General features: G+C 35.8%; 22 protein-coding genes. 3 read left to right on the top strand and 19 right to left on the bottom strand.

Features of this window, described 5'->3' with window-relative positions; all coding sequences use genetic code 11:
- Positions 1-79: 79 nt before the first annotated feature.
- From nrdD to mutL, 12 genes are all read right to left on the bottom strand, one after another.
- On the bottom strand, positions 80-2,275 hold the full coding sequence (gene nrdD, locus DQM95_RS09605) for an anaerobic ribonucleoside-triphosphate reductase (RefSeq protein ID WP_037593120.1): 2,196 nt from the start codon (positions 2,273-2,275) through the stop codon (positions 80-82).
- 100 nt (positions 2,276-2,375) lie between these two features.
- Entirely contained in the window at positions 2,376-3,938 is a 1,563-nt protein-coding gene (locus tag DQM95_RS09610; protein WP_037593119.1) for a membrane protein, read from the bottom strand.
- A gap of 155 nt (positions 3,939-4,093) precedes the next feature.
- Positions 4,094-4,399: a DUF1292 domain-containing protein gene (locus DQM95_RS09615; RefSeq protein WP_015912065.1), complete on the bottom strand. Its 306-nt coding sequence runs from the start codon at positions 4,397-4,399 to the stop codon at positions 4,094-4,096.
- 10 nt (positions 4,400-4,409) lie between these two features.
- Complete coding sequence (gene ruvX, locus DQM95_RS09620) at positions 4,410-4,829, bottom strand: Holliday junction resolvase RuvX (protein WP_015912066.1); 420 nt, start codon at positions 4,827-4,829, stop codon at positions 4,410-4,412.
- Positions 4,826-5,095 carry an IreB family regulatory phosphoprotein gene (locus tag DQM95_RS09625; protein WP_003083367.1) on the bottom strand — a complete coding sequence of 90 codons (270 nt, stop codon included), beginning with the start codon at positions 5,093-5,095 and terminating at the stop codon, positions 4,826-4,828. Before DQM95_RS09625 ends, ruvX begins: the two co-directional genes overlap by 4 nt.
- A 115-nt stretch (positions 5,096-5,210) precedes the next feature.
- The gene (spx, locus tag DQM95_RS09630) at positions 5,211-5,609 is read right to left on the bottom strand and encodes a transcriptional regulator Spx (protein ID WP_015912067.1); all 399 of its coding nucleotides are present in this window, start codon (positions 5,607-5,609) and stop codon (positions 5,211-5,213) included.
- A 316-nt stretch (positions 5,610-5,925) separates the two neighbouring features.
- The gene (recA, locus tag DQM95_RS09635; protein WP_015912068.1) at positions 5,926-7,065 is read right to left on the bottom strand and encodes a recombinase RecA; all 1,140 of its coding nucleotides are present in this window, start codon (positions 7,063-7,065) and stop codon (positions 5,926-5,928) included.
- 81 nt (positions 7,066-7,146) lie between these two features.
- Positions 7,147-8,418: a competence/damage-inducible protein A gene (locus DQM95_RS09640; RefSeq protein ID WP_037593113.1), complete on the bottom strand. Its 1,272-nt coding sequence runs from the start codon at positions 8,416-8,418 to the stop codon at positions 7,147-7,149.
- A 90-nt stretch (positions 8,419-8,508) separates the two neighbouring features.
- On the bottom strand, positions 8,509-9,063 hold the full coding sequence (locus DQM95_RS09645; RefSeq protein ID WP_037593111.1) for a DNA-3-methyladenine glycosylase I: 555 nt from the start codon (positions 9,061-9,063) through the stop codon (positions 8,509-8,511).
- Between the two features lie 4 nt (positions 9,064-9,067).
- On the bottom strand, positions 9,068-9,661 hold the full coding sequence (gene ruvA / locus DQM95_RS09650) for a Holliday junction branch migration protein RuvA (RefSeq protein WP_037593109.1): 594 nt from the start codon (positions 9,659-9,661) through the stop codon (positions 9,068-9,070).
- Between the two features lies 1 nt (position 9,662).
- Positions 9,663-10,886 (bottom strand): MDR family MFS transporter, encoded by a 1,224-nt coding sequence (locus DQM95_RS09655; protein WP_111686018.1) that lies wholly within the window; start codon positions 10,884-10,886, stop codon positions 9,663-9,665.
- A gap of 9 nt (positions 10,887-10,895) precedes the next feature.
- Positions 10,896-12,878, bottom strand: a complete 1,983-nt coding sequence (gene mutL / locus DQM95_RS09660) for a DNA mismatch repair endonuclease MutL (protein ID WP_111686019.1) — start codon at positions 12,876-12,878, stop codon at positions 10,896-10,898.
- Positions 12,879-13,095: 217 nt separating this feature from the next.
- Between mutL and DQM95_RS09665 the strand changes: the two genes are divergently transcribed.
- Together DQM95_RS09665 and DQM95_RS09670 are read left to right on the top strand one after the other, a co-directional pair.
- Positions 13,096-13,605 (top strand): hypothetical protein, encoded by a 510-nt coding sequence (locus tag DQM95_RS09665; RefSeq protein WP_037593107.1) that lies wholly within the window; start codon positions 13,096-13,098, stop codon positions 13,603-13,605.
- 227 nt (positions 13,606-13,832) lie between these two features.
- Positions 13,833-14,693: a staphylokinase domain-containing protein gene (locus DQM95_RS09670; protein ID WP_037593105.1), complete on the top strand. Its 861-nt coding sequence runs from the start codon at positions 13,833-13,835 to the stop codon at positions 14,691-14,693.
- An 89-nt stretch (positions 14,694-14,782) separates the two neighbouring features.
- Here DQM95_RS09670 and mutS read toward each other — a convergent pair whose 3' ends face one another.
- Genes mutS through argR form a run of 3 tightly spaced genes read right to left on the bottom strand, consistent with a single transcriptional unit; the run spans position 14,783 to position 18,100 of the window.
- A complete protein-coding gene (gene mutS / locus DQM95_RS09675) occupies positions 14,783-17,326 on the bottom strand; it encodes a DNA mismatch repair protein MutS (protein ID WP_015912076.1) in 2,544 nt (847 codons plus the stop codon).
- Positions 17,313-17,666: a YlbF family regulator gene (locus DQM95_RS09680; RefSeq protein ID WP_037593101.1), complete on the bottom strand. Its 354-nt coding sequence runs from the start codon at positions 17,664-17,666 to the stop codon at positions 17,313-17,315. The genes mutS and DQM95_RS09680 overlap by 14 nt, the downstream gene beginning before the upstream one ends.
- Positions 17,663-18,100 carry an arginine repressor gene (gene argR / locus DQM95_RS09685; protein ID WP_015912078.1) on the bottom strand — a complete coding sequence of 146 codons (438 nt, stop codon included), beginning with the start codon at positions 18,098-18,100 and terminating at the stop codon, positions 17,663-17,665. Before argR ends, DQM95_RS09680 begins: the two co-directional genes overlap by 4 nt.
- A gap of 283 nt (positions 18,101-18,383) precedes the next feature.
- Between argR and argS the strand changes: the two genes are divergently transcribed.
- Positions 18,384-20,072, top strand: coding sequence for an arginine--tRNA ligase (gene argS / locus DQM95_RS09690; RefSeq protein WP_046389743.1), 1,689 nt, complete (start codon positions 18,384-18,386; stop codon positions 20,070-20,072).
- 44 nt (positions 20,073-20,116) lie between these two features.
- Here the strand turns inward: argS and DQM95_RS09695 are convergent, their stop codons facing one another.
- Genes DQM95_RS09695 through aspS form a run of 4 tightly spaced genes read right to left on the bottom strand, consistent with a single transcriptional unit; the run spans position 20,117 to position 24,623 of the window.
- Positions 20,117-20,995, bottom strand: a complete 879-nt coding sequence (locus tag DQM95_RS09695; RefSeq protein WP_037593099.1) for a YitT family protein — start codon at positions 20,993-20,995, stop codon at positions 20,117-20,119.
- Between the two features lie 46 nt (positions 20,996-21,041).
- Positions 21,042-21,926, bottom strand: a complete 885-nt coding sequence (locus DQM95_RS09700; protein ID WP_037593097.1) for a YitT family protein — start codon at positions 21,924-21,926, stop codon at positions 21,042-21,044.
- 14 nt (positions 21,927-21,940) lie between these two features.
- Entirely contained in the window at positions 21,941-22,882 is a 942-nt protein-coding gene (locus DQM95_RS09705) for a YitT family protein (protein WP_015912082.1), read from the bottom strand.
- Positions 22,875-24,623 (bottom strand): aspartate--tRNA ligase, encoded by a 1,749-nt coding sequence (gene aspS, locus DQM95_RS09710; protein ID WP_037593096.1) that lies wholly within the window; start codon positions 24,621-24,623, stop codon positions 22,875-22,877. The genes DQM95_RS09705 and aspS overlap by 8 nt, the downstream gene beginning before the upstream one ends.
- Positions 24,624-24,646 lie beyond the last annotated feature (23 nt).

Below are 24,646 nucleotides of genomic sequence, written 5' to 3' on the forward strand. Positions count from 1 at the left end.
AATGAAAAGATTGCCTTAGTCAAGCAACCTTCTCAATCATACCATAAAATAAGTTATCATTGAAAATTAATAATCCTGATTAATTTCCTGGGTACTTTATCGTAGAGCCGTTCATGTGTTTCACACGAGCACTGATTTCTTTATGGCGACCATTTACCATTGGACGGGCTTGAGGATTGCCTAGGTATCCACAAGTTCTTTTAACAACATCTACGGTTTTAGGATCATTGTTACCACAATTTGGACAAGTGAAACCACGTTCAGTTGGCGTAAAATCACCTTCAAATTGACATTGATAACATTTATCAATCGGTGTATTAGTCCCTAAGTAGCCAACGCGATCGTAGGCATAATCCCAAACAGCTTCCAATGCTTTTGGATTTTGTTGTAAAACTGGATATTCACAATAATGAATAAAGCCACCAGTAGCTCCAGCTTCTGGATATACTTTTTCAAAATCCAATTTTTCAAATGGTGTTGGATTTTTACGGACATCATAATGGAACGAATTCGTATAATACTCTTTGTCTGTTATGTTTTCTACAATTCCGAATTTCTCCGTATCTAATCGACAAAAACGATCTGTTAAACTTTCAGAAGGTGTTGAGTAAACAGAAAAATGATATCCATATTCATTTGACCATGTCTCACAAGCATCCTTTAAGGCCTTGACAATGGAAACAGTAAAATCTTTTGCCTCTTGATTGTCTTCCCAATCGCCACCATAGAAAACAGATGCCACTTCATATAATCCAATATAGCCTAATGAAATGGTTGCTCTACGATTTTTGAAGAGTTCATCAACATGATCAGACTTGGCCAATCTCTTACCAAAAGCACCATATTGATACAAGATTGGGGCGTTTGCTGGTGTTGCTTCTTTGACACGTTCAACACGATAAACTAAAGCATCTTTACCTATGGCAACTCTTTCATTAAACAATTCCCAGAATTTATCCATGTCACCATTTGATTCTAAAGCAATACGAGGTAAATTCAAGGTTACGACACCCAAATTCATTCGTCCAGAAGTGACATCTTGACCGTTCTCATCTTTCCATCCTTGGAGGAAGGAACGACATCCCATAGGCGCCTTAAATGAGCCTGTGAGGTCGACAATTTTATCATAGGATAACATGTCAGGGTACATCCGTTTTGTGGCGCACTCAAGAGCTAATTGCTTAATATCGTAATTAGGAGAGTCCTCTTCTAAGTTTAAACCACGTTTTAAGGTAAAGATTAATTTAGGAAAAATAGCTGTGCGGTGTTCACTGCCAAGTCCTTTAATACGAATTTCTAAAATGGCTTTTTGAATTTCTCTTTCAAACCAAGATTTCCCTAAACCAAATCCTAGAGAAGTAAATGGTGTTTGACCGTTTGAAGTGAAAAGCGTATTAATTTCATATTCTAAAGACTGCATGGCATCATAAATGTCTTTTTTAGTCTTTTCGTAAGCATACTCTTCACGTTTTTCTGGTAGAACCCACTTCTGAGCGTCAGCCATATGCTTGTTATAATTTAGTTCTGCATAAGGTGCTAAGAACTCATCAATCCTATCTGCTGTACATCCCCCATATTGACTAGAGGCAACATTTGCAATAATTTGAGAGATTTGAGCAGTCGCAGTCTGAATAGACTTAGGACTTTCTACTTCTGCATTACCAATTTTAAAGCCATTAGCTAACATCCCTTTAAAATCAATCAAACAACAATTGGTCATTGGAGTATAGGGACTATAATCTAGATCATGATAGTGAATATCTCCCTTTTGGTGAGCATTAGCAACATGGGGCGGCAACATTTTTAACCCAATTGATTTGCCAACGATACCTGCTGTTAAGTCACGTTGAGTATTAAAAACGTCACTATCCTTATTGGCATTTTCATTGACAACCGTTTCATCTTTTTTCAATAATTTGTCAATTGAGAAATTAATGTCCGTTGCTTGAGAGCGCGCAAAATCACGTTGAGTACGGTAATTAATATACTCCTTTGCTATAGCATATTCATTGGCAGCAAGTAATTCATGTTCTACAATATTTTGAATTTCATAAATCTTAACATTATTTGGAAAACGATCGATAATCTCAGCAACTACGCGTTCTGAAATGGCCTTCAATTTTGCTTCCATTAGGGGAGACATTTTTGTAACTTCTAAACTTGCCTTCAACAAGGCACTATATATTTTAGTCGTGTCAAAAGACACTAAACGCCCATCACGTTTAATAACTTTAATATCTGGTTGAGTGATTATTTTTTCATTTTCATATGTCATCGTTCCAAATCTCCTTATTGGACTATTATATCACTCAACGAAAAAAAATCAATATCTTGTGTCAAGTTTTTTGCTTAAACACAATATATTGATTTTCATTTTATTTTTGCTGATAAACTTGAAAACTTGTTTCACTTGCCTTGCGGACCAGTTTATAGTTCTTTTTAAGTGCCTTTTGAATGACTTTGGGCATAGCTATTTTTTGATTGACAACAATCAGTTGTGCTCTATTTTGTAAGAGTTCATCTGCAAGGATTTTCTGATGTTTTGGATTTTTAAAATTAACCCCTGGCGATGCAAACTGAGAAGCCGATTTACGAATACTTTGGGTATAGATTGCTGAACTATTATCCCAAACATATATTCTATCTGACGATTCTGTATGAGACTTGATATAAGAAACAATCTTAGAACGGCTATGACTTTGTTCAGCATCTTTAAAATAGTATGTCATACTTTGAAAAAGTGAGATTCCAACAATTAATAAAGGTAAATAAAAGGCTTTCGAAAAATATAAACCAATGACTTGTCTCATGCCATTTTGTTTTTTCTTACCTCTCCTATGACTGCTTATTGTCATCCGTTTTGAAAATTCTTCTGCCACAGGAAGTGAGATTAAAATCAAAGCAAATGGCAATAAGGGGAGAAAATGATATAAGGCAAAATCACTTGATAAAATGATCACCACAAACTGTACCAGTGAAACAAAAACCATAATCCATTTAATATAACGATGATTTGTCTCTTTAAAATGTTTAAGGTAAGCAATCACTCCATATGATATTCCTAAGCCAAATGCAAAGATAACTTGAACAAGTACTGAAAGTAAAACGGATAGAGTCCCTACTTTAAAGAAAGTAAACTGATAACGCACCGCTTGTGCAAGATAGGGACCTAATATTTGTAAATTTAAAATAAAGTAACCTGCAGTATAAAAAACAAGTAGCATACCCAAAATTGATGCTAATAATTGATAAAAACCGCGCGCTACGTGATGTTGTTTACTATTATAAACAATAATAACAATTGATGAAACAAGCCAAAAAATAAGTGCTCTTGGTTCCAGTAACATTGCCATTGCACCGGCTAAACCAAAAAGGATAAATGCCTCATCTTTGATTAATGCCGCAAAATATTTCGTCAAGAACCATAAGGATATTAAAACAAATGGTAGCGCAAACTGGATAGGATAAATACCACCAAACCCTAATGTGCACATCAAGAAGTAGAATAAGAAAGAAAAAGCCCATGCTACTTTTTGTATCCCTGTAAAGAAATTGATAAGCTTGTATAAATAAATCCCACTAACATAGAAGGCAATCATTTCAAACAAAACAAGCCACCAAGTCGATTTTAAAAGGTAACTGAAAGCAATCATAGCAAAATAAAGCATACCACCAGTTGAAAAAACCTCACTGTATGGAATTTGACCTTTTGTAAGCATCATGCCAATATAAAGATTCTGAGATTGCAAAGGGTTTGCTACATGTTCTAGCAAGGGATTTGCTACACTCAATATAGCTACTAAAAAACTGTAGAAAAAAAGATAGCATTTGTGTAGATTAGGTACCTTTGTTTCATATTTTGTCGTGTGTAAGGTAGGACCATCATCAATACGAATAGGCTCAAGTCTTGTTTCGTTTTCATCATTAAATTGACTCACTTAATTTCTCCTTGAAATGTCATAGATTAAGTATATCAAATTATGGGACAGAGTCAATTTGAGCTTTATGACTTACTCATCCAAAGTGAATATTTTGCATTTTATATCGAGACTTGACTGAAAAGAAAAAGACCCTTTAAAGGGGCCTCACTTAATTATTCTTCATCTAAAAAGCTATTGAAAACTTCTTCAATCATATCCCATTCAGCATCTGAATCTTCAGGAATTGGTTGCAAGTCTCCTTCAGTTCCATCTTCATTTTCAGTAAAAGAATAAGCTTGAATTTCAATTTCTCCAGCTTCATCTTCTTCAGAACCTGCTGGTACTAAAAGAACATAGTTCTTACCAAATTCTTCTTTACCATCAATTGTCAATAAAATTTCAAATAATGATTCGTTACCTTGTTCATCTACAAGTGTAATAACTTCATGTTCATGATCATGATCGTGATTATGTGCCATTTTTTTCTCCTTAAAAGGTTCTATCTAAATAATTTTGTAAAATTAATTGTGCAGCTAATTTATCTATAACTTTTTTACGTTTACCACGGCTGATATCAGCCTGTTCGATAAGCATTCTTTCTGCCTGGACTGTCGTTAAACGTTCATCTTGATACACAACAGGAATATGAAATAAATCCTCGATTTTTTTTCCATATGCTTGACTTGCTTCAACACGAGGACCGCTCGTATTATTCATGTTTTTTGGTAAACCAACTACAAATTTATCAACTTGGTACTGCTTTACAAGTTCAGAAAGTCTCTCAAAACCAAAACTGTTCTTTTCTTCATCAATTGGTATAATTTCAAGTCCTTGAGCCGTAAAACCCAGTGGGTCACTAATGGCAACACCTACTGTCTTAGAACCGACATCTAGTCCCATTATCCTCATTTAACGTCAATCCCATTTCCTTGAAGATAATAGCGAACCAATTCTTCAACAATTTCATCACGTTCATATTTACGAATCTGATTACGCGCATCATTATATCGAGGAACATAAGCAGGGTCTCCACTTAATACATAACCTACAATTTGATTGATAGGATTATAACCTTTTTCCTCTAAAGAATGATATACTGCAGTCAACGTTTCGCTGATTTCTTTTTTATCTCCATCATCCAATTTAAAGCGAACAGTTTCGTCTGTAAATCCCATACTTACACCTTCTTTCTAAACTAAGTGCTATGATTAATTATAGCTTATTTTTTGAGATTTAACAAGAAATCTAGTTATGAGCAATCAAAAAAAGCTCATATGAGCTTTTTTGAGTTTATAGAGCAGCACGCAATCGTGCTTCAGTATTTTCAATATTACGAATAGAACGTGGCAAGAAAGCTCTAATATCATCTTCCTTATAGCCCACTTGAAGACGTTTATCATCAATCAGAATTGGACTTTTTAGAATACGAGGATTTTCTTGAATAAGATCAACGACTTCACTAACACTTAGTTCATCAATATTGCAATTCAAAGCTTTAGCGTAACGATTTTTTGACGAAACAATGCTTTCAACGCCATTTTCAGTTTTTGATAAAATTGCTAATATTTCTTCTTTTGTAAGTGGTTCTTTTCCTAAGTTTTGTTCACTATAAGGGAGCTTATGACCATTCAACCATGTTTTGGCTTTTTTACAGCTCGTACAACTAGAAATTGTGTAAATCTTAATCATGTTGTTCTCACTTTCTATTACGTGATATGGTAATTGTAACATAGAAAAAAAACAAGGACATAGGTCTTCGGACCTATTTTTTTGATTTTTTTAATAAAACCTTGTGAAGTTTTTCCTTATTTAACCGCGATATGACAACATCTTTCTTGCAAGAACATCTGATTTGTTTTGCCATTCTTTGTTTTTATCTAATAAATTAAAAATACTTTTAATTTTTGGAATCCTCACTAATCTCCCCGTCAATAGAACTAATTCCACTAACAAGTCTGCTTTTTCTGTTCAAGAAATCAAAAAAGACCCGAGGGTCTTTTAGTGATTAATCTTCAATTTCAATGGCATCATCTAAGTCTAAGATAAACTCATCTGTTTCAGGTAGTTCAACTGTTTCTTGGTTATTATCAAGTACTTCATCTTCTAATAAACCAACTTTTACACGAACCTTATGATCAATTTCGTCAAAAATTTCAGGATGATCTGCTAAGAATTTCTTCGCATTCTCAGAACCTTGACCGATTTTCTCACCATTATAGGAGAACCATGCACCTGCTTTTTGGATTACGTCTAGGTCTGACGCGATTTTAATCAATTCACCTGTACGAGAGATACCTTCTCCATACATAATTTCAACTTCAGCAACTTTAAACGGTGGTGCAACTTTGTTTTTAACAACCTTAATTTTAGTCTCTTTACCAATACTGCTATCTTTTTGATCACCAGTTCCCTTAATTTGTGTATTTCCACGAACATCTAATCGAACGGAAGCATAGAATTTAAGAGCACGACCACCAGGTGTTGTTTCTGGATTTCCAAACATAACACCTACTTTTTCACGCAATTGATTGATAAAAATTGCAATTGTTTTCGTTTTATTGATGGACGCTGATAATTTACGCATCGCTTGACTCATCATTCGAGCCTGTAAGCCTACATGACTGTCACCAATATCACCATCTATTTCCGCACGAGGAACAAGAGCCGCAACAGAGTCGATAACCACTAAATCAACTGCGCCTGAGTCAATCAATTTCCCTGCAATCTCCAAACCTTGTTCTCCAGAATCTGGTTGAGATAAAAGCAATTCATCAATATTAACTCCTAATGCAGCTGCATAGGCTGGATCTAAAGCATGTTCCGCATCAATAAATGCTGCAATTCCACCCTCTTTTTGAGCCTGAGCAACAGCATGTAAAGCTACAGTTGTCTTACCAGAAGATTCTGGTCCATAAATCTCAATAATACGTCCCTTTGGATAACCACCTGCACCCAAAGCGATGTCTAGGGCCAAACTTCCAGAACTCATGACTTGAACTTTTTGTTCCGCACGCTCGCCTAGGCGCATAACAGCCCCTTTACCAAAGTCTTTCTCGATATTTTTTAAGGCATCGTCTAGGGCCTTGCGACGATCTTCACCAAATTTTTTTGAAATGTCATCTGTTTTTTTCACTTTTTTTGCCAATTTTTTCTCCTCTATCATGGTAGAAAAAAGTTAGTACCTTTTAGAACATGACAACTAACTTATTTTTCTACAGTTATTATATTATAGCAAATTCAAACCATTTAATAAAGTTTTTCGGACCAAATCAAAAGCGTGTAAACAAGCAATATACCGGATGTCTGAACGACTTCTTCCACCTATTGATACTTTATATGATTTTGCTCCTTTTAAGGTTGCAATTCCAATAAACACTGTTCCCACATTATGTCCTTCTAAAGCATCTGGTCCTGCCACACCTGTTAGTCCAACTCCAATATCACTTGCTGTTAAATGACGTGACTGCTCCGCCATTTTTTTAGCCGTAAACGCACTTACAACTCCATGGAGCTCTAAATCACTTAGCTGTAACTGTAACATTTTAGCCTTTTCCTCAATATGGTATGTCACAAAACCGCCACGAAATAGTTTAGAAGATCCTGGAAAGTCGGCAATTGTTGATTGAAAAAGCCCAGCGGTTAGACTCTCTGCAGCTGTTATTGTCATGCTTCTTTCCTTTAACATGTTTACGACTTCTGCACTGAGACTATTGGTTTCGCCATAACCATAATGATAGTCTGCTAATAATCCACCTTCAAAGCTAGGCGTTTGTAAAATCTTCTGTTCAAGACCATCTAGCTTTGCTTTTGCCTGCTCAGGTGTTTCTGCTTTTGTTGACAACCGCAATGTCACTTCACCAATTTTTGCATAGGGTGCAATTGTTGGGTCTGATTGCTTATGAATCATTTCTGATAAAATTGTGACAAGCTGACTTTCTCCAATGCCGAAAAAACGCAATACTCTTGAGTATAAGGCAGTATGATTACCTGATAGTACTGGTAGAAGGTATTGGTTGACCATCGGTTTTAATTCACTTGGTGGTCCTGGTAAAAGAACGTAGGTTACACCATCAACTTCCAAAATACCACCAACAGCCAGTCCTGTAATATTTGGGATGGGTGTTGACCCCTCAATAATTTGCGCTTGTCGCTCATTATTTGGAGTTCGGGAATAATGAGGTCGACTCGCAAAAAAGTGATCTAATTTTTGACTGGCGGATGGCTCAAAAACTAAAGACTTCCCTAAAAAGCTTGCAACAGTTTGTTTTGTTAAATCATCCTCTGTTGGACCTAAACCTCCACATAGAAGGATTAAATCACTTCTCTGGCTTGCAATGTCAAGTAAGTTTAGTAAGCGAGATTCATTATCACCCACAGCTGTTTGAAAAAAAACATCAACTCCAATCTCAGCCATTTTTTCAGATAAAAATTGCGCATTCGTATTTAAAACTTGTCCTGTTAACAATTCTGTTCCAACTGCTATTATTTCAGCTTTCATTTAACCACCCTACTTTATTATTCGAAATTTGTTTTCATTTTAACAAAAAAATCCTTAATTGACTTCAATTAAGGATACATCAAAATCTTATTATTTAAAGGAACACCCTTCCTCATGATCATTAATCATCCCTGAAGCTTGTAAAAATGAATAGACTGTTGTTGGACCTAAAAACTTAAAACCACGTTTCTTTAGGTCTTTAGCCAATTTTTTTGATAAATCATTTTGCGTTGGTACAGGATGCGCCTGATTAACTAGATTATGTATGGGCTTGCCTCCAATAAAATCCCAAAGATAAGCTGAAAAAGTTCCAAATTCTTTTTGTATGTTTAAAACTGCCTGTGCGTTGTTCACAGTAGCTGCTAACTTTTGTCTATGGCGGATGATGCTTGGATTCTGCATTGCGACAGCCATTTCTCTTTGACTAAATCTTGCTACCTTAGCAATGTCATAGTTATAAAATACTTCTTTAAATGCGGAGCGTTTTTTCAAAACAGTCAACCATGACAAACCTGATTGATAACTTTCTAGACAAAGCAACTCAAACAGGGCACGATCCTCATATAGTGGTTTCCCCCATTCCTCATCATGATAACGACAATAGAGTTCATTTTCACTTGGTACCCAACTACAGCGTTTTTTCATTTTGTTAGCCTTTCATAAGCATCTTAAGAGCCGATTTGATGTATTGCTCTGCGGTATCATCTGTTCCTTCAAAAAAGGCACGGATTTTTTTAAGCTCGGTTGCTTTATATCCTAATGCTAAAAGGGCTTCGATTGCCTCGTCAAGTTGTTGGTTACCCTTGACTTTTGGCGTTTGCTGAGCTTGTCCGCCTTCAGGAATGGTTACAAATTTACCTGATAAATCCAATATCATTTGTTGTGCGGTTTTCTTTCCAATTTTCGGAAATTTCATTAAATATTTGATATCGCTATTATCGATTGCTGCCACTAATCCTTCGTTGTCATCAACTGCAACAATTGCTAAGGCAGTCATTGGACCAATTCCTGAAACTGAAATCAACTTTAGAAAAACATCTTTTTCATTTTCTGTGTGAAACCCAAAAAGGAGATGTGCGTCTTCACGAATAACTTGATGAAGGTAGATTGTAAGCGTCTGATTGACACTATCCGAGAAACTATAGGGATTAGCGACATAAATAATATAGCCTAATCCGTTTGCTTCAACGACGATATATTTTGCTGTAATTTTTGTTAATTGACCTTTGATATAATCAAACATGTTAAACCTTTTCTTTCATTTTTGCTGATAACACAATTAAATAAATACCCGTTAGTGCTGTTAAGGTAAACAAACATTGAACGCCAAATGGACCTGTAAAGTGACTAACCGTTACAAAGAGGCCTGCTAAGATGGAGCCTAAGGGCTGGGCCATTGATATAAATCCTGTATATGAACCAATTTTACTTTGATCCATCATATCTGCCCTTAATACCTGATTAGCTGGGACATTAATCATTTCTCCAAAGGTAAACAGTAAAACGGAGAGCCAAATACCCCAAAAATTAGTAAAGGTAAAAGACAAAAGCATGCCTACCGTAAAAAGAAGTGATCCCAAAACTAATTGTGTCAACAAATTCCATTTTTCAGTGATTTTATTCATGAGCGTCATAAAAATCACAATCACTAATGTATTCGTAAAAACCATTAGTGATAACATTTTTGATCCCGTTATGGTCATCCCTAATAAACTGGTTTTTTGAAAATAGAGTTTTAAATGAACAGGGACGTAATTATCCATTTGCAACCAAATACAGGAAAATAAGATGGAACCTAATGTAAAGGTGACAAAAGCCCTGTCTTTTAAAACCTGTTTATAATTTTTCCAAGTATCGAAAATACCTGAATTGTGCGAAAATGCTATTTCCTTAGGCTTGGTTTCCTTAAAAACAAGACTAGCAATGACAAAACACATAATATTTGCCAGAAAAAGTGCTATCAGTAATTCTAAGAAATGCTTATCATAAAATAAACCTGATAATCCCGCTCCAAACATGACACCAATATTAATGAACCAGTAATTAATGGTATAAACAAATTTTCGATTAGAAAGGTCTGTTAAATCAATCAACATTGCCTCATATGCAGGAGCATAAAAACAAGAAGCCACATCCACCAATAAGATACCTAAAAAAGTTATCTGAGGATATATATGACCTGGAATATTAGCGAAAATCGTGAGTAACCAGCCAATACTTGTCCCAACAGAACCAATAGTAACGACTTTTTTCCGACCTAATGCGTCTGATAGATGTCCTCCATACAAAGTTCCTAAGAAACCTGACAGACTTGTAAACATCATTAAAAAGCCTGTCCAAAAAGTTCCGAAATAGGTTGTATAATACATAGCCATAAAAGGAAAAATACTACTAGCTAATGTTATTGTGATGAATCGTACCAATTGACGAATTTGAATTTGCCTTGATAAGGAAAGAAATTCTTGCATAAGACCCTTCTAATATTTACCTAAATCACGTAAACTAGTATGGTTTTCTTGAATCCTTCTGAACATTTTTTCCATGTCTGCTTTTGTAAAATGAACTAAGACAGGTCTTCCATGTGGACAATTATAAGGATTTTGACACTGTGCCAGTTGTTCCAATAGATGACGAGCCGAATAATCATCTAAGGCGTGATTAGCTTTAATAGATCGTTTACAGCTCATCATAATAGCCAATTCCGCCCGATAGGTTTTGATGGATACCTGATTGGTTAGCAAAAGCATATCACACATCTCATAAACACCCGATTCAATTTCACTTTCCTTCATCCAGATAGGATGCTCTCTTAAAATAAAGGTGTTCATTCCATAAGGTTCTAAAAAAATACCAACTTCATTTAAAAAAGACATTTTTTCTTGTAATTGAATAAAATCTGCACCGGAGAATTCAAAAAGATATGGCACTAAAAGCTGCTGTAAACTAGTGTCAACCTCCCCTATTTTATCACGATAATACTCATATTTAACGCGTTCTTGAGCAGCATGTTGATCAATAATAAAGAGGCCATCTTTTCCCTGTGCGAAAAGATAGGTTCCATGCATTTGACCAAAAAAATCCAATTCAGGAAAAGTTGAAGTTTTCTCGTTTTCCAACTTACTAATAAGTTGCTCCATCTTTTGTTTATTTGTAAAATCAAGATTAGGGTGTTCACTTAATTGGTTTTCTTCTTGGGATCTACTGGCGTGTTTTACACTTGCAGAAGCACTTTTTTGGTCAAGATTCCTATCTTCCTTTACACTATTGTCTAAATTTGTGTAAAGGGTAAAGTTTGGACTTTCTTCTGAAACTGTTAATTCTGTTGTTTTTTGGGGCTCTTTAATATAAAAATCATTTTTTTGAGGATCAAAATAAAGTTTACTCGACTGTAAAGGTAGCTTTGTTTGCTCATATTTGGTCGACGAACGGACAGTGGATTTGGCAAGATTTTCAAGTGCATCAGGAATCAAATCCTGGGATTTCAAACTCTCAGCAATTGCTGTGCTAATCAAAGCCATCAATTCTTTCTCTTTTGAAATGCGTACTTCTTGCTTGGTTGGATGAACATTAACATCCGCCAAATAAGGATCTATTTGAATGTCAATAACAACAATTGGAAAACGTCCAACCATCAATTTGGATCCATATCCATCCAAAATAGCTCTATTCAGTAAAAAATTTTTAATGTATCGTCCATTAATCAATATCGTAATATAATTCCGATTTGCCCGAGTCAACTCCGGTAGACTCACGTAACCACTAACTTCAAAATCCAAGTCAGCATTAGAAATTTCGATCATTTTTTTGGCTGTATTTAAGCCATAAATACCTGCAATAGCTTGTTTTAAATCACCCGTTCCACTAGTTTTGGTCATTTCTCGACCATCACAGATAAGAGTGAAGGAAACTTCGGGATGGCCTAAGCTAAGTCGATTAACAACATCGACAATATGTGCCAACTCCGATTGCAAACTTTTCATATATTTGAGTCTAGCAGGTGTATTATAAAATAGATTTTCAACCGTTATTTTTGTTCCGACTGGTGTTGATATAACTTCTTGACGCTCAATTTGACCCCCTTTTGCTACTAAAAGAGAGCCATAAGGGGAATCAGCTGTAGACGTTTCGATTCTTAATTCACTGATTGAAGCAATAGATGGTAAGGCTTCTCCTCTAAAACCAAGTGTTCGAATTCTAAACAAATCACTTTGGTTTTTTATTTTACTAGTAGCATGTCGCAGAATACTAAGAGGGAGATCTTCTTCTGACATGCCTTCACCGTTGTCAGTTATTTTTATGGATTTTAAGCCAGATTCCTCAATTTCAATGGTAATCTGACGACTATTTGCATCTATAGCATTCTCTACCAACTCTTTAACAACACTGGCTGGACGTTCAATAACTTCTCCAGCCGCAATCTGATTGGCGAGAATTTCTGGTAACTCTATAATCTTAGACATTTTATTCCTCGCATTCTTATGCCTATTATATCACAAATGAGTTCATTTTGAGGACCTGACAGTATAGTACTCTTCCTTGCAAGTATGATAAGTGCTAACTTAATACCTTAGAAACTATTTTTCAAATGAAAATTGGAATTTTCTGAATAATTGCTTTTCGATACTCTACATGGTATAATTCATACGTTTGAGTTTTTTAGGTGAAAAGGAGATTTTTATGAATACCAAAAAAATAATGCAATTTATACTTATGATAACCGTGACCCTCTTTGCATCTATAGGTATGAAAACGGTAGCTGAAAGTTTTTGGGCTGGGCATCATGATATTGAAATGATTAATCGAAACATAGACACTTTGTCTAATCGCATCAAAACAAAAAATCAGAAAATTTCAGATTTAAACGCAAACATTTCAACTTTAAAATCAGATATTGCTTCTCAAAACAGCCAAGTGAGCGCACTGCAACAACAATTAATCCAAGCTAATATTGATAAACAAAATGAGATCAATCAAAAAATTAATGAAATCAACGCTAAAATTGCAGAAGGTAATCAAAAGGTTGCCGAAAAACAACTTGAAGTGGATGCCGCCAATCAAAAAATAGCAGAATTGAATCAACAAGTATCCTCATTACAAGATAAATTGAATCAAAATGATTCTCAAGCATTAAGAGATGTTCAAAACACTCGTCAAAAATCTGATAAAGCTGTTTTAGAAACGGAATAAGCACATTACTGTAATCAGGAATGAACAAGTCCTCTCCAACAAAGAGGGCTTTTTTAAGATAAAATCAATAATTTTTACCATAAATGGTATTTTTTGTCTAGTTCTTTTTTATCGGAATCCGTTAAAAAATGACATTAATATCTACTTCAATTTGTTCTAAAATGAAATTATATTCACTGCTGTTACATAACTTTGTGATTATTTAGGATAAAATAAGGGAGATTTTTATGAAAAAATGGTTTTTAATATTAATGCTTTTGGGAATATTTGGTTGTGCTACTCAACCATCAAAGGTTGCAGCAATAACCGGTTATGATTCCGACTACTACGCTAGATATATTGATCCCGATGAAAATAAAATAACATTTGCCATAAATGTTGATGGTTTTGTCGAAGGTAGTAATCAAGAAATCCTTATTAGAGGAATTCATCATGTTTTAACAGATCAAAACCAAAAGATTGCTACAAAGGCCGAGTTGTTAGACGCTATTAGACATCAAATGGTTCTTCTACAATTGGATTATTCCTATGAACTAGTCGACTTTGCGCCTGATGCACAATTATTAACACGAGATCGACGGCTTTTATTTGCCAATCGAAATTTTGAGGAATCCGTATCACTTGAAGATACTATTCAAGAATACCTTTTAAAAGGGCATGTTATTCTCAGAAAACGGGTTGAAGAACCTATCACTCATCCTACTGAGACTGCTAATATTGAGTATAAAGTTCAATTCGCGACTAAAGATGGGGAATTCCACCCACTACCTATTTTTGTAGACTACGGAGAAAAACATATTGGAGAAAAATTAACCTCTGACGAGTTTCGAAAAATTGCAGAAGAAAAGCTTTTGCAACGCTACCCTGACTATATGATTGATCAAAAAGAATATACTATCATTAAACACAATTCTCTTGGTCAACTTCCAAGATATTATTCTTATCCAGATGATTTCAGCTACGAAATTCAAGATAGGCAACGTATCATGGCTAAGGACCCAAAGTCCGGAAAAGAACTCGGTGAAACTCAAAGTATTGATAATGTTTTTGAGAAATACCTTATTACCAAAAAAAGTTATAAACCTTAAATGAAGTATCCATTAAATTTTTCTGCATCACTAAAAAAACACGAGCATCACTTTCAAAGGGAAGGCCTTCGTTAGTAACGCTAGTGTTTTTATTTTATTTTTTTCTTTAAATCAAACAAAACAGTCATAGCTTCCATTGGAGTCATATTCATGACATCTACTTCTTTAAGTCTATTAATGATATCTTGAGAGGAAGTCTCCTCCGTCAATAAATTTAATGGCTCATTTTCTTCTGATTGTTGCGAATTATCTTTTATGATAAAATCCTTGGAATGGCTTTCCAACTGTTTTAAAATATTATCTGCTCGGCTCAGCAAAGAGCCTGGTAAGCCTGCAATTTTTGCCACATGGATACCATATGATTTATCGGCTGGGCCTTCCGCAATTTTATGAAGAAAGGTTACTTCACCATCTCTTTCTAAAATAGCTACATGAACATTCTTGAGGTGCCCAAGTTCTTCCGACAAGGAAGTCAACTCATGATAGTGGGTAGCAAAAAGAGTAATGGCTCCTATTCTGTTATGAATATGTTCGATGATGGACTGTGCCAGGGCCATACCATCATAAGTGGCTGTTCCACGTCCAAGTTCATCAAAGATGATGAGACTATCGTGACTAGCTCTTTGAATTGCTTGGTTAGCTTCCATCATTTCAACCATAAATGTTGATTGGCCAGATATTAAGTCATCTGCTGCTCCAATACGCGTAAAGATAGCATCAAAGATTGGCAATTTGGCGTAGTCAGCTGCTACATAAGATCCCATTTGAGCCATGATAACAGTTAAAGCCAATTGTCTCATATAAGTCGATTTCCCACTCATATTTGGGCCAGTTATCAATTGGATAGACGTATTTTGATTAAATTGGATAGTATTTGGAATGTACTCTTGAACTCCCATGACCTTTTCGACAACGGCATGTCTTCCATTTTGAATCGTAATGACTTTTTGAGAGGCAAATTCTGGTCTGACATAATGATTTTTCTCAGCAACATAGGCTAAACCTTGTAATACATCTACTGTAGCTATTGCTTTAGCTAAAGTCTGTAATCTGTCAATGTAGGTTTCCACTTTCTCTCTGATTCGCATGAAGATATCATATTCTAATTGAGCTGATTCTTCACGCGCTTCAAGCATCTGACCCTCTATTTTAGCTAATTCTGCTGTGCCATATCGTTCTGAATTTTTTAGCGTAGCTTTTCTAAAAAAATGGTCAGGGACTAAGGAAAGGTTGGAGTTTGTGACATGAAAGTAGTAACCATCTTTTTTATTGTAATCAATTTTAAGGTTATTGATGCCACTGGCTTGACGCTCTTTCATTTCAATATCAGCAATCCAACCCGTGCCTTCTTTCATCACTTTTCGGTAATGGTCCAAGCGCTGATCAAAACCAGTTTTAATAATACTGCCTTCACTAATGGTAGCTGGTGCGTCTGGGTCAATAGCTGAATGAATCAAACTTTCTAGTTCTGGTATCGGATCGATGGTTGCAATTACTTTAGATAAATGCGGACTGTTGATAGCTTCCAATACAGCTTTAATATAAGGTACTTGACTTAGAGTATGGCCTAGTTGTAAAAGATCTTTTGGATTAACTTTGCCAAAGGAAACTCGACTAGACAACCTTTCAATATCGTAGACACCTTTTAGACTGTCTGCTAAATCAGACCTTTCAATAAATGACTCTAAAAAAGTTTCTACAATGTTTTGACGCTCACTAATAGCTTGCTTTGAAATCAACGGTCTGTCAATCCATGTCTTTAACAGTCGCATCCCCATTGCTGTCTTTGTTTCGTCAAGTAGCCAATAGAGACTTCCATGTTTCTTCTTCGTTCTGGCATTCTCAATTAAATCAAGACTTGACTTAGTCGCATATGACATTTGTAAATAATCCTTGATATCATAGTGTATGAGTTCTTGAAGGTGGGATAACTCGCGCATTTGCGTCTGATGCACATACTGTAATAATTTTCCTGCAACATTCTTTTCCACTTGTGATAGATTAGGATTAATGAGAGTGTCATCTGTGTAAATTTCTTGTTCATAAGATAGCAATAAACGAAACTGTTTTTGTAATTGTTCTTCTTGTTCAGCAGTGATTTCAAAACCAATAACCACTTCTTTTGCTTTTAAATTCAAGATTTCACCGCAAACACTCATAAAATCACTCAAGGTAGTCGCAAAAAATTCTCCCGTTACCAAATCCATGTAGGATAATCCATAGTGACTGCCGTCAAAATCTATTGCAATCAAAAAATTATTGGAACTATTTGGCTTAGCTGAATCGACAACTGTACCAGGCGTGATTACTTGAACTACCTCACGCTTAACAACCCCAACAGCTTTCTTTGGATCTTCCATTTGTTCTGCAATAGCAACCTTATAGCCTAATTCAATGAGAATATCAATATATTGCTGAGCAGAGTGATGAGGGACACCTGCCATCGGTATTGGATTTTCCGCATTCTTATTGCGACTCGTTAAGCCAATTTCTAATAGTTGTGCAGCTTTTACAGCATCATCATAAAATAATTCATAAAAATCACCCATCCTAAAAAGCAAAAAAGCATCTGGATATTGAGCTTTTATATCCAGATACTGTTGCATTCCAGGAGAAATTTTAGAATCTGCCATTCTTTATCTCCTTATTAATCTTTTCTTCTATCGACTTTGTCACGTATTGGATTAAATCACTAGCATCTTGCATTTTTTCACGAAAATCTGCAACAATGGGTTGCTCATTTATCTGATTTTCAATTTCCTTAGCCAAACCACTTGTCTCAGAGGCAGCACGGGCTTTTCCAATTTTGTCAAAGAGAACTGCATCTTGTTGGTATTTTTTCATTTCAAAAGAAGATCGACTAAGTTGAGGAAGATCTTTCAATCTCTTTTCTGAGTCCTTATATGCTTTGACACTACTGTGATGCTCTATGGCAACAATCAAATGCGCAAGTGACCTGTTGTAGTCTGTCATAATACAAGAGCCAAATCCTTTTCAAAACGCATTGCAATGTCTTCATTACGACAAATCACTAGCAAGGTGTCTGCTCCTGCAACCGTACCAATAATATCATCAATATGATCATTATCAATTAGGTTGGCTAAAACATCTGCTTCACCTAAATTGGTATGTAAAACAAGCATAAAACCAGCTCTGTCAACTTTTAAAACATAATAACGAACGTCTGGGCTAAAAGGTGAAGCTACTGGCTCAGACAAGCTATAATATAATTTCCCTTGCTCATTTCGTAATTTTAATAAGCCAATCTCTCTCAAATCACGGGAAAGTGTCGCCTGAGTCACACTAATACCTTCGGCCTGAAGGAATTGTTTAATTTCTTCTTGTGTCCCAACATGTTCTGCTTGAATAATTCGTTTTATCCGATTTTGACGCTCGATTTTATTCATAAGATTTCACCCCAATTGTATAATTATCCTCTTAAATTATAACAAAAAACAGCATTAATTTCATCTTCTAATAGGACCTTTTTATACATTTTATCATTTTTTTCTCAATAAAACCTATAAAATGAGTCATTTCCCTACAAAATTGAAATACCCTCTCTTAATAAGGATTTTCTCATTAAGTTGCTTTCGTCTGACAATTGTAGTATAATTTCTCAAATGATGCCTCGTTTATTTACTAGAAATATGATAAAATGAGATGACAAACTATTTTAGGAGAAATAAGATGGATACTAAGACATTGATTGCAAATGACATTGCAAAAGTGGTTCCTGAATTGGACCAAGAAACAATTTATAATTTACTTGAAACCCCAAAAAATTCTGACATGGGAGATGTAGCTTTCCCTGCTTTTAGTCTTGCTAAAGTGCTACGCAAAGCTCCACAAATGATTGCAGGTGAGCTTGCTGAAAAAATAGACGCTGCACAATATGAAAAAGTAATGGCTGTAGGTCCTTATATTAATTTCTTCCTTGATAAATCATCTATTTCAAAAGAAGTGTTAGAAGCTGTTATTAAAGAAAAGGCTAATTATGGCCAACAACATATCGGAGATGGTCAAAATGTTACTCTTGATATGTCAAGCCCTAACATCGCTAAACCATTCTCAGTAGGACATTTACGCTCAACTGTTATTGCAGATGCTATCGGTCATATCTATTCCAAACTTGGTTATAACTCAATCCGTATCAATCATCTTGGTGACTGGGGTAAACAATTTGGGATGCTTATTGTCGCCTACAAACTTTGGGGGGATAGAGCAACCATTGAAGCAAATCCTATCGATGAACTACTAAAACTTTATGTTCGAATCAATGCTGAAGCTGAAGAAAATCCTGAATTAGATGAACAAGCACGTCAATGGTTTAAAAAATTAGAAGATGGCGACAAAGAAGCTTGGGATTTATGGCAATGGTTCCGTGATGAAAGCTTGGTTGAGTTCAACCGTATCTATGACAAACTTGATGTAAGCTTTGATCACTTCCACGGTGAAGCTTTCTACAACGATAAAATGGATGAAGGCATTCAAATCTTAGAAGATAAAAATCTCTTAAAAGAATCTAAAGGTGCTCAAATCGTTGACCTTGAAAAGTACAATCTTCCACCAGCATTAATTAAAAAGTCTGACGGTGCAACACTTTATATCACGCGTGATATGGCTACTGCAATGTACCGTCAACGTACCTTCAATTTTGTTAAAAACATTTATGTCGTTGGTCAAGAACAATCTCATCACTTTAAACAACTTAAAGCTGTTTTAAAAGAAATGGGATTCGACTGGTCTGATGATATGATTCACGTTTCTTTCGGATTGGTAACCAAAAACAAGAAAAAATTGTCAACCCGTAAAGGTAACATTATTCGTCTTGAGCCAACTTTGGATGAAGCCGTTTCAAGAGCACTTACTCAAATCGAAGCCAAAAATCCTGATTTGGAAAATAAAGAAGACGTTGCACATGCTGTTGGTGTCGGCGCTGTTAAATTCTATGATTTAAAAACCGACCGTGATAACGGTTATGACTTTGACTTAGAGGCAATGGTTTCATTTGAAGGTGAAACCGGTCCATACGTTCAATATACATATGCACGTATCCAATCTATCTTGCGTAAAGCTGACTTCACTCCGAATGAGGAAACTCCTTATTCACTAAACGATGCTGAAAGTTGGGAAATCATTAAGCTTCTTCAAGGATTTGCCGCAAACATTGAACGAGCTGCTGAAAAATACGATCCATCTATTATCGCAAAATTTGCCATCCAATTAGCACAGTCTTTCAATAGATATTATGCACATACACGAATCCTGGATGAATCAGAAGAACGTGATAGCCGCTTGGCATTGTGTTATGCAACAGCCGTTGTCTTAAAAGAATCACTTAGACTTTTAGGTGTTCAAGCTCCTGAAAAAATGTAATAAAAGATAGAAAAAGCTATTTTCAATTGAAAATAGCTTTTTTCCTATACCGGCTTATCATAATTTTTACGGCGGATTTTGAAATCTGAGCTAACAACTTCATCAACATCAACAATAGAGATAAAGGCGTCTGGGTCTAATTCTGCTAAAATCCTTTTCACTTCTCTAACCTCATTTGGACTTAAGGTGACATACATGACGTTATATTCATTTCCTGAATAAGCACCTTCTCCTTTTAAGTAGGTCACACCTCGATTAATTTCAGTTTGAATGGCTTGAGCTGCAGCCTTGGAATGTTTAGTGATAATAATCATTCCCCGAATGGTGTAACCACCATTTTGGACAATCGTCAAGACTTGGCTAAATACGAAACTTGCCACTAAAGTATATAACATATGTTTCAAATCAATATATGTCAAAGAAGCCGTCAAGATAATCGCATCAACAAACAAAAGTGTCTGTCCTAACTTTATCCCAAATTTTTCTTCAGCAATACGTCCAATAATATCAGTTCCACCAGTGGTTGCTCCATATCGGAAAACTAATCCACTACCCACACCTGAAAAAAGACCAGCAACAACTGAAACCAACATCATATCATTTTCAAGTCCCATTTCAATGGGAGATTTTTGCCATAACCAAATAAAGAAAGACATTGAGACGGTACCATAAATGGTTAGTGCTAATGATTTTCGTCCAAAAATACGAGCACCTAGAATAAAGAGCGGTACATTTAATAATAAGGTGGTATAAGCAGGATTGATGCCAAGTAAGGCGTGAATCATCAGAGTAATACCTGCAACACCACCTTCAGCCAATTTATTGGCCATGTTAAAATTAACAAAACCAAAGGCATAAATGGCAACACCAATGGTAATTAAGAGTAGTTTTCTAAGTTTTTCGAGCCATTCATTAACCTTCATCAAATCTCCTTCTACTTCTGCAAAAAACTAGCTGCTTCTTTAGAAGTTAACTAGTTTTTCTTTTTTTCTTACTTTTCTTCTTAGGGACAAAGAAATCCGGACTATTAATTTCATCCATATCAAAGATGGAAACAAAAGCTCTCGGATCAATATCATTAATGACTGCTTTTAAATCTCTAACATCTGTACGACTAAGTGCAGCATAGATCACTTTTTTCTCACGAGCCGAATATGCCCCTTCACCATTTAAATAAGTAACTCCACGCCCAAGTTCTTCCATGATAAAGGTAGAAATTTCCGCCGAGGCATCCGAGACAATAATCGTACCTCGAACCGAATACCCTCCATTTTGAACTAAGTGAACCATCTTACCGTACATAAAACTCGCAATGAGGGCATACATCATATCTGGAAGTGAAATATAGGTAAGTGATAGTATCATCACAAAAATATCGATTCCCAATAAGGCCTGATTGAAGGGGAGGTCTAACTTTGTTTCAATCAGTTTACCGATAATATCAGCACCTCCAATGGTCCCTCCACTTCGGAAAACAACACCTCCACCTATTCCACCAATGATACCAGCCATTAGCGAGGTAACGAGCTTATCATGTTCTAAATCAATTAAAAAAGGGAATTGTTGGAAAATCCAAACAAATAAATATAAAGAGATGACACCAATAACCGTATAAACTGTTGCTCTTTTACCAAAAAAACGGATACCAATAAAAACTAAGGGCAAATTAATAAGATAGCCTGAAATAATGGGATCAATATTTAGAACAGCTTTCCCTACAAGAGTGAGTCCAGCCATACCATTTGCTGCAATTTTATGAGCCATGTAAAAATAAACGAAAGCAAAAGCGTAAATGGCTGAACCTATAAGGATTAAGGCAATTTTTTTGAATTCGAGTTTACGATCTATTGGCATATTTACCTCCATCTCTAATCATCTTCAACAAAACGTCCTATAATTCTAACATTTTCTGCTACTGATATAAATGCCGTCGGGTCTGTTTTCAACATGAGCATTTTGAAGTCATTATACTCTTCCTGTGTCAGGATTGTAATTAAAACTGCCTTGTGCACATGCTTATAAGTTCCTTCGGCATTGTTTATACAAGTTACACCACGGTGAAGTTTTTTATGAATTGTTTTGATGACTTTATCAGGGTACTCTGTCACAATCATTGCTTGCATTTTTTTCTGTTTCGTGTAAATGGCATCTGTAACTCGAGTACATACAAATATGGAAATCATAGAGTACAAAGCATATTGCCAGCCAAACAAGACACCAGCAAATACCATGATAACAGCATTAACAACAAGGGCTATTTTACCGACATCTTTCCCAGTTTTTTTACGGATGGTTAAACTGACAATATCCGTTCCACCACTAGAAATACGTGACTTCAGTCCCAATCCGACACCTAGTCCTAAGATAAGACCACCAAAAATGGCATTTATCAATGGATCATGTGTTAAGGTCACCTGAGGCATAATCTGAATAAAGAGAGAACTCATTGTAACCGTAATAAAAGTAAAGATGGTAAACTTATGGCCAATCTTATTCCAAGCTAATATTAAGAGTGGAATATTAATCAGATAAAAAGCTACCGAGATTGGAATAGTCATTCCAAAAAGTCGATTGCTAATGGCCGAAATTACCTGGGCTAAACCTGTCGCTCCACTGGAATAAACATGTCCTGGTTGGAAAAAAAAGTTAACAGCAATACTAGATAGTATCCCATAAAGAATAGATGCTGAAATTTTTTCAGCATACTTTTCTCTTGAGATACTATTTAATGCATTCACTAAGCCAACTTTTTTGGCTCCACGACTAATGACATACTTAATCTTTTTTTTAAAAGTTGTTTTTCTAATCATGACTTTCTATTTGAAGACTTAACTCTTCTAATTGCTTTTCAGATACAAGACTTGGTGCCTGTGTCATTGGATCACTTGCTTTGTTGTTTTTAGGGAATGCAATGACTTCTCGAATATTATCTTTACCAGCCAACAACATCACAAAGCGGTCAAGACCAATAGCTAATCCACCATGAGGAGGGAAACCATAATCCATTGCTTCTAGTAAGAAGCCAAACTGTTCCTTAGCTTCTTCTTCTGTGAAGCCAAGTGCTTTAAACATACGTTCTTGTAAGTCACGTTGATTGATACGAAGACTTCCTCCACCAAGCTCATAGCCGTTCAAAACAATATCATATGCAATTGCTCGAACATTGGCTAAATCACCCTCCAATTCATGCGCTGACGCTTCTGTAGGAAGCGTAAATGGATGGTGTGCTGACATGTATCGACCTTCTTCCTCTGACCATTCAAACATTGGCCAGTCAATAACCCAAAGGAAATTGAATGCTGACTCATCAATAAGTTGCAATTCTTTAGCAATGCGATTTCTCAATGCACCTAATGTTGCATTGGCTATATCTAATTCATCAGCGACAAATAAGACTAAATCATTGTCAACCAACTGTAAAGCATCTGTCAACAACGGTTCAATTTCAGTCAAGAATTTTGAAACAGGACCTGTTAGCTTGCCATCATCGACTTTAATCCAGGCTAAGCCTTTTGCCCCGAATTGCTTAGCAAATTCTGTCATTTTATCGATATCTTTACGAGAATAGCGATCTGCATTACCTTTAACAACAATGGCTTTAACAACAGGTGCTTGAGAGAAAACTTTAAAATCAATTCCTTTGACAAGTTCTGAGACATCTTGAAGAAGCATGTCAAAACGCGTATCAGGCTTGTCAGAACCATATTGATTCATAGCAAGGTCATATGACATACGAGGGAATGGAAGACTCACATCGATTCCTTTGGTTTCTTTCATAACCTTAGCAATCATGCCTTCAACAATATCTTGAATCTCTTGTTCTGAAAGGAATGATGTTTCTAAGTCAACTTGTGTAAACTCAGGTTGACGATCACCACGCAAGTCCTCATCACGGAAACATTTTACAATTTGGTAATAGCGATCGAATCCAGCATTCATCAAAAGTTGTTTGGTAATCTGAGGGCTTTGTGGTAAAGCATAAAAGTGTCCCTCACTAATACGACTTGGAACCAAATAATCGCGTGCCCCTTCTGGGGTCGATTTTGTCAACATAGGTGTTTCAACATCAATAAAGTTTAAGTCATCCAAATAATTGCGGATAGAATGAGTGACCTTAGCACGCAATTTGAAGTTTTCTAACATTTCTGGACGACGTAAATCAAGATAGCGATAGCGTAATCTTGTTTCGTCACTAACTTCAACACCATCCTTGATTTCAAATGGGGTCGTTTTTGAGGTGTTTAAGACTGTGATTTGTTCAACTTTTAGCTCAACTGCCCCTGTTGCTATTTGATTGTTAGCTTGTTGGCGCTCCTCTACAATACCTGTTACCTCAATAACATATTCACTTCGGAGACTTTCAGCTATTTCCATGACATCTTTAGCGACATCTTCTGGATTGATAACAAGTTGCATGATACCTTCACGATCGCGCAAGTCAATAAAAATAAGGCCGCCCAAGTCTCTTCGACGTCCAACCCAACCTTTTAAAGTCAATTCTTGCCCAATGTGTTCTGATCTAACGTGACCAGCATACATGCTACGTTTCATATTTACATATCTCCATTACATTT

The organism is Streptococcus uberis (assembly GCF_900475595.1).
Taxonomy (GTDB): Bacteria; Bacillota; Bacilli; order Lactobacillales; family Streptococcaceae; genus Streptococcus; species Streptococcus uberis.

Coding starts and splice junctions, on each gene's coding strand:
- nrdD (WP_037593120.1), bottom strand. CDS start 2,275: ATGACATATGAAAATGAAAAAATAATCACTCAACCAGATATTAAAGTT.
- DQM95_RS09615 (WP_015912065.1), bottom strand. CDS start 4,399: ATGGCACATAATCACGATCATGATCATGAACATGAAGTTATTACACTT.
- ruvX (WP_015912066.1), bottom strand. CDS start 4,829: ATGAGGATAATGGGACTAGATGTCGGTTCTAAGACAGTAGGTGTTGCC.
- DQM95_RS09625 (WP_003083367.1), bottom strand. CDS start 5,095: ATGGGATTTACAGACGAAACTGTTCGCTTTAAATTGGATGATGGAGAT.
- spx (WP_015912067.1), bottom strand. CDS start 5,609: ATGATTAAGATTTACACAATTTCTAGTTGTACGAGCTGTAAAAAAGCC.
- DQM95_RS09640 (WP_037593113.1), bottom strand. CDS start 8,418: ATGAAAGCTGAAATAATAGCAGTTGGAACAGAATTGTTAACAGGACAA.
- DQM95_RS09645 (WP_037593111.1), bottom strand. CDS start 9,063: ATGAAAAAACGCTGTAGTTGGGTACCAAGTGAAAATGAACTCTATTGT.
- ruvA (WP_037593109.1), bottom strand. CDS start 9,661: ATGTTTGATTATATCAAAGGTCAATTAACAAAAATTACAGCAAAATAT.
- DQM95_RS09655 (WP_111686018.1), bottom strand. CDS start 10,886: ATGCAAGAATTTCTTTCCTTATCAAGGCAAATTCAAATTCGTCAATTG.
- mutL (WP_111686019.1), bottom strand. CDS start 12,878: ATGTCTAAGATTATAGAGTTACCAGAAATTCTCGCCAATCAGATTGCG.
- DQM95_RS09665 (WP_037593107.1), top strand. CDS start 13,096: ATGAATACCAAAAAAATAATGCAATTTATACTTATGATAACCGTGACC.
- DQM95_RS09670 (WP_037593105.1), top strand. CDS start 13,833: ATGAAAAAATGGTTTTTAATATTAATGCTTTTGGGAATATTTGGTTGT.
- mutS (WP_015912076.1), bottom strand. CDS start 17,326: ATGGCAGATTCTAAAATTTCTCCTGGAATGCAACAGTATCTGGATATA.
- DQM95_RS09680 (WP_037593101.1), bottom strand. CDS start 17,666: ATGACAGACTACAACAGGTCACTTGCGCATTTGATTGTTGCCATAGAG.
- argR (WP_015912078.1), bottom strand. CDS start 18,100: ATGAATAAAATCGAGCGTCAAAATCGGATAAAACGAATTATTCAAGCA.
- argS (WP_046389743.1), top strand. CDS start 18,384: ATGGATACTAAGACATTGATTGCAAATGACATTGCAAAAGTGGTTCCT.
- DQM95_RS09695 (WP_037593099.1), bottom strand. CDS start 20,995: ATGAAGGTTAATGAATGGCTCGAAAAACTTAGAAAACTACTCTTAATT.
- DQM95_RS09700 (WP_037593097.1), bottom strand. CDS start 21,926: ATGCCAATAGATCGTAAACTCGAATTCAAAAAAATTGCCTTAATCCTT.
- DQM95_RS09705 (WP_015912082.1), bottom strand. CDS start 22,882: ATGATTAGAAAAACAACTTTTAAAAAAAAGATTAAGTATGTCATTAGT.
- aspS (WP_037593096.1), bottom strand. CDS start 24,623: ATGAAACGTAGCATGTATGCTGGTCACGTTAGATCAGAACACATTGGG.